Source organism: uncultured Wocania sp. (assembly GCF_964021735.1).
Taxonomy (GTDB): domain Bacteria; phylum Bacteroidota; class Bacteroidia; order Flavobacteriales; family Flavobacteriaceae; genus Wocania_A.
Map to the genome: position 1 here is coordinate 1 of NZ_CAXIBN010000147.1, position 7,726 is coordinate 7,726.

The following is a 7,726-nucleotide window of genomic DNA, read 5'->3' on the forward strand; positions in this document are numbered from 1 at the left end:
TAGCACTATACTCATGCTAACCATATACAAGTCATTTTTCAATTAAACCTCCCCATACCTAAAACACCCAACCTCATGGTCGTTTACCATACCTGTGGCTTGCATGTGCGCATAAACCACAGTAGAGCCCACAAATTTAAATCCGCGCTTTTTTAAATCTTTACTTAAAGCATCACTTAACGCAGTGTTTGCTGGTGCATCTTTATAGTTTTTAAGTTTGTTTTTAATAGGTTTCCCATCAACAAAACCCCAAATATATTTTGAGAACGAACCAAATTCCTTTTGAATTTTCATAAAAGCTTGAGCGTTGGTAATGGTAGCTTTTACTTTCAATTTATTTCTAATTATACCAGCATCTTGTAATAAAGCATCAATTTTATCTTGGTTGTATTTGGCTATTATTTTATAATCAAAACCATCAAAGGCTTTTCTGAAATTTTTGCGTTTACGCAAAATAGTAATCCAACTTAAACCAGCTTGAAAAGTTTCTAAAATTAAAAACTCAAAAAGAGTCGCATCATCATATACAGGAACACCCCATTCTTTATCGTGATAAGCTTCATATAAATCATCACCAACACACCAACCACATCTATGTTTTTCTACCATAAGCTATTAAAAAATGAAGATTAATAATTAAGTACCCATTATAGGCTGTAAGGTTTAAATTTAAAACATGACAAATATCATCTTAAATAAAATACCAAGATACTAAATTTGTATCGTCAAGTTTTGTTCCAATAAAAAATAAATCATGGATTCTATTATAAAAAATAGTTTAGAGCATAGTATATCTTACAATGAGTATAGAAGTTTAGTAAAACGGTTGGTTGAAGAAAACTCGACTACAGGATTAGAAAAAACAGAAGCATTGATAAACTATACAAAGCTTAACGATAGACGTATGAAGCGTTGGGATAAAACTATAAAAGTTTCTGACGACGCTAAATATAAAATTGAAGCTTTTGAAGAAGATATTACTTGGTTGCTAATTACCGAGAGTTGGTGTGGAGACGCTGCACATATTGTACCAGCAATAAATAAAGTAGCAGAGTTAAACGATAAGATTAACTTAAGAATTGTACTTCGTGATGAAAACTTAGGGTTAATGGATGCTTTTTTAACAAATGGTGGTAGAGCTATTCCTAAATTAATAATGATTGATAACGCCTCTGGAAATGTATTAAATACTTATGGACCAAGACCAACTGAGGCCACAAATTATGTGAATCGATTTAAAGCAAAATATGGAACGCTAACTCCAGAATTTAAAGAAGATTTACAGCATTGGTATAATAACGATAAAGGGCAAAATGTAATAAAAAACCTTACTGAAATATTGTGCGAATTACAACCTACCGTTTGTCTATAAAGTAAAACGTAATAGACCCAATTTGGCTTTTTTTAGTAGTATCTGTGCTAAACTGAGATTTTTTTGCATATTCTAAAGCATGCTCGGTCAAACATTCGTTTGATGTAGATGATGACGAGTTAATATAGGCATCAGTAACATTTCCTTTAGCATTTACTGTAATATTTACAACTATTTTCCCGCCAATTTCGCATAAATAAACAGGAATTGGAATGTAAACTTTTTTCCTATCGACTAACGAAAAACTAATCGTACTTTTTGTGTTTGCGCCTTCGTCTTGCTGTTTTTTTAATAAATCATTTACTTTACTAAAGGAGGAAAGTTCCTCGGTGTTTAGTTTAGAATCATCAAGTTTATCATATTCTTTTTTAAAGGCTTCATTTTGTTCTGATGCATTGTTATTTTTCGGTACATAATCTTCAGGTGGCGCAATGGGTTTATAAGCCTCAGCAAAATGTTTATTATTGCTAGTTTCGTTAAAAGCATTATTGGTTTCAGCTTTACTAGCATTTAATTGTTCTAAGGCTTCAAGTATTTTGATTTCTTCTTCGGTAAGTTCTTCTTCAGGTTCCATTTCATAGTAACTTTCAGAAATGAATTCACTTTGCTTTTTTAATCCTAAATTAAAAATAGAAAGGACAACAGTTCCCGTTAAGAGAAGCGTTATAAGTAGGGCTTTATGTTGATTTGTTAGGTTCAAATCTGAGTCAATTTACAGTAATTGTATATGAAATATACGTAAAAATAAACAAATTAGCCTTTTAGAGACGCAATGAAGGTTTCAATCGAAACAGCATGGTCTACATTGAAATTACCAATTTTTGTTCTTCGAAGTGATGATAAATGCGAGCCAGATTGTAAGACCTTACCAAAATCGTTAGCTAAAGAACGTATATAAGTGCCTTTGCTACAAACCACTCTAAAGTTAATATTTATTGAGCCTGTACTGAGCGCAGTCGAAGTATCAATTTTAGTAATTTCAAATGCTTGAATGTTTACAGTTCTTGGCTTAATTTCTACAGATTCTCCTGCTCTTGCAAATTCGTATAAACGTTTTCCGTCTTTTTTCAATGCTGAAAATATGGGAGGATATTGTTGAATCTCACCAATAAACTGTTTAGTAGCTTCGTGTATTAAATCTGGTGTAATATGTTCAGTTGGAAAAGTTTCATTTACTTCGGTTTCTAAATCAAAAGAGGGCGTTGTGCTTCCTAAAGTAAAAGTGCCTGTGTATTCTTTTATTTGACCCTGAAAGGTGTCAATTTGCTTAGTCATTTTCCCAGTACAAATCACTAATAAACCAGTAGCTAAAGGATCTAAAGTACCAGCGTGACCTACTTTTATTTTCTTAATATTAAAAGCTTGACGGATTTCCCAACGCAGTTTGTTTACCACTTGAAATGAGGTCCAATTTAAAGGCTTATCGATAAGTAAAACTTGCCCGGAAAGATATTCTTCTTTCAAAATCATGTTATGAATTTAGTAAAGAAAACACAATAGTTATAATGCCAACAATGGCACAATAAATAGCAAAGTAAGTAAGTTTGCTTTTTTTAACTAAAGCAATCATCCATGTGCAGGCAAATAAACCCGCCACAAAAGCAGCAAGAAACCCTACAGTAAGCGATGTGATATTATGGCTTTCCATCGAAATATCTCCGCTTAAAACATCTTTAGCAATTTTACCAAAAATTAATGGTACAACCATTAAAAACGAAAAACGAGCTGCTTTGGTTTTGTCATTCCCTAATAAAACTGATGTTGATATGGTGGCTCCCGAACGAGATATTCCAGGAAGCATTGCAATAGCTTGGGCAACACCTATAATAAAAGCATTTTGAAAAGTTACTTTTTTGTTGGTGTCTTTAGCTTTGTCTGCCAAATAAAGCAGAAGTGCCGTAATTATAAGCATAAAGCCAACAAGTTTTATGTTACTGCCAAATAACTCAGCAAATTGAGATTCGTAGCTATAGCCAATTATTGCAGCAGGAATCATAGAAATGGCAATTTTACTAACAAATTGCAAATCTTCATTCCACTTAAATTTTAAAAGGCCTTTTATAATGTCTAAAATATCTTTTCTAAAAACTACTATGGTGCTTAATGCAGTTGCAAAATGCAATACTACGGTAAATAGTAAGCTTTCTTCTGGCACAGAATTATCACCAAGAATGGCTTTCCCTAGTTCTAAATGACCGCTTGATGATACAGGTAAAAATTCGGTAAGACCTTGAATAATACCAAGGATAATAGAGTCGATTATATCCATTACTTTTTATCTGGATTCAATAGAATAGCATAAACCTGAATGCCAAAACCAATCAAAATTAAAGTGGGGGCTAACCTAATACGTCTCCAGCTAAAAATTTCAGGATTAAAAACATTAGGGTCGTCGCTACCACCGCCAGACATTAGTATAAAACCTAAAGCAATACAAGCTAAACCAATAAACATAAATTTATAGTTTTTCTTACCAAAAACAAATACTGGTTTTGTGTTTTCTTTTCGTTTTTTCTCTCCCATAATTCTTGTGTAAAGTAGATATGCAAATTAACGGATTTATTTAAAAAGTAATGTTAACACCTTTGTAAATTATCTAATAATACAGCTGGTCTGTTTTTAAATTTAAAAATCGTTGGGTTGCAAAATGCGTACTAATCCAAGTTATAATGATGCCTAAAGCAAATATAAAAACAAACAATAGGCTAACTAAAACAGGATTGCTTAATAACTCTAGTTCGGTAAATGTTTTATTAAGATAAAATAAAACTACTGCCATACCTATTAAGGCTAAAACAGCTCCAATGATACCCAAACGTACACTTTTCCAAACAAAAGGGCGACGAATAAATTGCTTTGTAGCTCCAACCATTTGCATGGTTTTTATTGTAAAACGCTTAGAATAAACCGCTAACCTTATAGAGCTGTTAATTAATAATACAGCAATTAAAGTAAAAATAGCACTAATGACAAGCACCCAAAAACTAATTTTCTTAACGTTGTCGTTCATTAAATTAACCAAATCGTTATCATAAGTGACTTCATCAACAAAGTTTTTATTTATCGCTTCTGCCGAAATTTTTTCAAGATGTTCTGAGGTTACAAAATCTGCTTTTAAATGAATATCGATAGAGTTTTGTAACGGATTGTAACCTACAAAATCCATAAAATCCTCGCCATTTTCAGCTTTCATAAATTCGGCAGCTTGTTCTTTCGAAACATATTCGGTAGATTTTACATAATCTGCCATAGCCAAACTTTTCTCAAGTTGTTTAACTTCTACATTTTTAGCATTATCTTTTAAATAAATGGTAACCACAACTTGTTCTTTAAAATGATCGGAAACTTTTTTAGCATTAAGAATAAGCATGCCCAATAAACCCAATAAAAACAAAACTAAAGCAATACTTAACACCACCGAAAAATATGAAGAAATAAGTCTGCGTTTTTGGTGTTTTTCAAAAGATGAACTCATAAGGTAATTGGATTAATTGTGTAAAAATAATAAAGTATTCTAATAAAACTTCAAAAGGCTAAAAGTCTTTTGGTTTCATTTAAAATTGATGTTCCTAAAGCATCAAAATGTCATTCAAGATATATTTATATAAACTAAAATAGATCCAATTTGTTGTAATTAAGCTAATTTCTTAGGCGATTTACTCAATAAATATACGCCAACAATAACCATTAAGCAACAGCCAATTTTTATTAAATTAATATCATTAGCATATTGGTTCTGCATTAAAACATTGGCATAAATACTAACCATAATAAAACTAATGGCAGGCTGTAAATAAATATAACTACTATTTACAGACGGAGAAACATAGCTAAGTGCGTAAATGTTAAATAGGTAAGCGAAAAACGTTGTGAATAAAACAACAAAACCAATAACTAAATAGGTGTTTAAATTAAATGATGAAAAATCTGTTGAAATGATATCACTCAATCCAAAAGGAAGCATAAATATAAAACCAAATAAAAACACCCAACTTATTACGGTTATAGGATGATATTTTTTCATTAATGGTTTTGCAACAACTAAATAAAGACCATAACAACTAGCATTTAAAATAACTAATAGGTTACCAAGAAAAGAACTGGTACCACCTGAATTATTTCCATATAAAATCAATATTATTGCGCCAATACTTCCAATACTTATACCTAATAGCTTTCTTGGAGTAATTTTTTCTTTAAGAAGAAAGAAGCTAAAAACGAGAACAATAACAGGAGTGGTTGTCATTATTATTGACGCATCAACAGGTGAAGTTAAATTAATACCATGAAAAAACAAGAGTTGGTTTGCTGCAGCTCCTAATAGTCCGCATAGTATTAATCGAGGAAAATCTTTTTTAGATATTTTCTCTTTGAATACAAGAGCTTTTAAAATCCAAAATAGTGCAGTAGCACAAACTAATCTAATAAAAACAAATGCCGAAGGACCAATTTTTTGTGGCATAATGCCTTTGGCTATAATGTAGTTAACACCATAGATTAAATTGGCTCCAAGTAGTGCTAAATGTGCTTTAAGTATGTTTTTATTCAAGGGTTAAATTTTCAAAATAAATTCAAAAGTAAATCTATTATTCTATAATTTCATTTAAATAGAAATAAACAGGAATATTTATTAAAACCAAAGATTTTTCAGTTTGTTTATAAAGCGTAAATTTGCAACTTCTTAAAAGAGACGATGATGAAATACAATTTCAACGAAATTGAAGCCAAATGGCAAAAATATTGGGCAGATAACCAAACCTTTAAAGCCGTAAATGGTAGTGATAAACCAAAATACTATGTGTTAGATATGTTTCCTTACCCAAGTGGCGCAGGTTTACATGTTGGGCATCCGTTAGGGTATATTGCTTCAGATATTTATGCGCGTTACAAACGCCACCAAGGGTTTAATGTGTTGCACCCGCAAGGTTATGATAGCTTTGGGTTACCTGCAGAACAATATGCCATTCAAACAGGGCAACATCCAGCAATTACGACTGCCGAAAATATTAAAACCTATCGTCGTCAATTAGATCAAATTGGGTTTTCTTTTGATTGGTCGCGTGAGGTTAGAACATCCGATCCCAATTATTACAAATGGACACAATGGATTTTTATTCAATTGTTCAATTCTTGGTATAATAATGATGCGGATAAAGCTGAAGACATTTCAGAATTAGAAAAACTGTTTGCTTCAGATGGAAACGGAAACGTCAATGCCGTTTGCGATGATAACATTGAACCATTTTCTGCGGAAGAATGGAACGCTTTTGATTCGACAAAACAACAACAAATATTACTACAATATAGATTAACCTATTTAGCTGAAACCGAAGTAAACTGGTGTCCAGCATTAGGAACCGTTTTAGCAAATGATGAAATTGTAAACGGTGTTTCAGAACGTGGTGGCCATCCAGTAATTAGAAAGAAAATGACGCAATGGAGTATGCGAATTTCTGCTTATGCAGAACGTTTACTTCAAGGTTTAGAAAAAATTGATTGGACGGATTCTTTAAAGGAAAGTCAGCGTAACTGGATTGGAAAATCTGTTGGTGCAAGTGTATCGTTCAATGTCATTGCGAGCGAAGCGAAGCAATCTGCCAATTCAGAAAACGAGAATGTCACCCTGAGCGCAGTCGAAGGGTCTCACAAAATAGATGTCTTTACTACAAGACCCGACACCATTTTCGGGGTTAGTTTTATGACACTCGCCCCAGAACACGAACTCGTATCTCAAATAACAACTCCAGAACAAAAAGCTGAAGTTGAAGCTTATGTTTTAGCAACCGCAAAGCGAAGTGAACGTGATAGAATGGCAGATGTAAAAACCATTTCAGGCGTATTTACAGGCGCTTATGCAGAGCATCCGTTTACAAAAGAACCGATTCCGGTTTGGATTGGCGATTATGTTTTAGCGGGCTATGGAACAGGAGCAGTCATGTCTGTGCCATGTGGCGACCAGCGTGATTACGATTTTGCAAAACATTTTAATATACCAATTCCTAATATTTTTGAAGGGGTTGATATTTCAGAAGAAGCCTTTTCAGATAAAGAAAAAACCGTAATTGGAAATAGTGATTTCCTAAACGGCATGAATTATAAAAAAGCAACCAAACGTGCTATTTACGAATTGGAGCAGATTGGTCAAGGTGAAGGAAAAACCAATTACCGTTTGCGTGATGCGGTGTTTTCGCGTCAGCGATATTGGGGTGAGCCATTTCCGGTGTATTATGTAGATGGGATGCCACAGATGATTGATGCAGAACATTTACCGATTAAACTCCCAGAAGTTGAAAAATATTTACCAACCGAAACAGGCGAACCACCACTAGGCAATGCAACAGTTTGGGCTTGGGA

9 protein-coding genes are annotated in these 7,726 nt (G+C 33.0%); 2 read left to right on the forward strand and 7 right to left on the reverse strand.

The window, feature by feature from the left end:
* Positions 1-42: 42 nt before the first annotated feature.
* A complete protein-coding gene (locus tag AADI82_RS11915; protein ID WP_341216655.1) occupies positions 43-609 on the reverse strand; it encodes a DNA-3-methyladenine glycosylase I in 567 nt (188 codons plus the stop codon).
* 145 nt (positions 610-754) lie between these two features.
* Between AADI82_RS11915 and AADI82_RS11920 the strand changes: the two genes are divergently transcribed.
* Positions 755-1,372 carry a thioredoxin family protein gene (locus AADI82_RS11920; protein WP_341216656.1) on the forward strand — a complete coding sequence of 206 codons (618 nt, stop codon included), beginning with the start codon at positions 755-757 and terminating at the stop codon, positions 1,370-1,372.
* Here the strand turns inward: AADI82_RS11920 and AADI82_RS11925 are convergent.
* From AADI82_RS11925 to AADI82_RS11950, 6 genes are all read right to left on the reverse strand, one after another.
* The gene (locus AADI82_RS11925) at positions 1,356-2,072 is read right to left on the reverse strand and encodes a TonB family protein (RefSeq protein WP_341216657.1); all 717 of its coding nucleotides are present in this window, start codon (positions 2,070-2,072) and stop codon (positions 1,356-1,358) included. The genes AADI82_RS11920 and AADI82_RS11925 overlap by 17 nt on opposite strands.
* Before the next feature lie 53 nt (positions 2,073-2,125).
* A complete protein-coding gene (gene truB, locus AADI82_RS11930) occupies positions 2,126-2,842 on the reverse strand; it encodes a tRNA pseudouridine(55) synthase TruB (protein WP_341216658.1) in 717 nt (238 codons plus the stop codon).
* Between the two features lies 1 nt (position 2,843).
* Positions 2,844-3,641, reverse strand: coding sequence for an undecaprenyl-diphosphate phosphatase (locus AADI82_RS11935; RefSeq protein ID WP_341216659.1), 798 nt, complete (start codon positions 3,639-3,641; stop codon positions 2,844-2,846).
* Positions 3,641-3,895 carry a DUF3098 domain-containing protein gene (locus tag AADI82_RS11940; protein WP_034041911.1) on the reverse strand — a complete coding sequence of 85 codons (255 nt, stop codon included), beginning with the start codon at positions 3,893-3,895 and terminating at the stop codon, positions 3,641-3,643. Before AADI82_RS11940 ends, AADI82_RS11935 begins: the two co-directional genes overlap by 1 nt.
* Before the next feature lie 73 nt (positions 3,896-3,968).
* On the reverse strand, positions 3,969-4,847 hold the full coding sequence (locus AADI82_RS11945; protein WP_341216660.1) for a permease-like cell division protein FtsX: 879 nt from the start codon (positions 4,845-4,847) through the stop codon (positions 3,969-3,971).
* A gap of 159 nt (positions 4,848-5,006) precedes the next feature.
* Positions 5,007-5,921 carry an EamA family transporter gene (locus tag AADI82_RS11950; protein ID WP_341216661.1) on the reverse strand — a complete coding sequence of 305 codons (915 nt, stop codon included), beginning with the start codon at positions 5,919-5,921 and terminating at the stop codon, positions 5,007-5,009.
* 147 nt (positions 5,922-6,068) lie between these two features.
* Between AADI82_RS11950 and AADI82_RS11955 the strand changes: the two genes are divergently transcribed.
* On the forward strand, positions 6,069-7,726 hold a 1,658-nt coding region (locus AADI82_RS11955; protein ID WP_341216662.1), incomplete at its 3' end, for a class I tRNA ligase family protein.

Excerpts from the sequence above, each read along its gene's own strand:
- AADI82_RS11920 (WP_341216656.1), top strand. The coding sequence starts at position 755 with ATGGATTCTATTATAAAAAATAGTTTAGAGCATAGTATATCTTACAAT.
- truB (WP_341216658.1), bottom strand. The coding sequence starts at position 2,842 with ATGATTTTGAAAGAAGAATATCTTTCCGGGCAAGTTTTACTTATCGAT.
- AADI82_RS11935 (WP_341216659.1), bottom strand. The coding sequence starts at position 3,641 with ATGGATATAATCGACTCTATTATCCTTGGTATTATTCAAGGTCTTACC.
- AADI82_RS11945 (WP_341216660.1), bottom strand. The coding sequence starts at position 4,847 with ATGAGTTCATCTTTTGAAAAACACCAAAAACGCAGACTTATTTCTTCA.
- AADI82_RS11940 (WP_034041911.1), bottom strand. The coding sequence starts at position 3,895 with ATGGGAGAGAAAAAACGAAAAGAAAACACAAAACCAGTATTTGTTTTT.
- AADI82_RS11915 (WP_341216655.1), bottom strand. The coding sequence starts at position 609 with ATGGTAGAAAAACATAGATGTGGTTGGTGTGTTGGTGATGATTTATAT.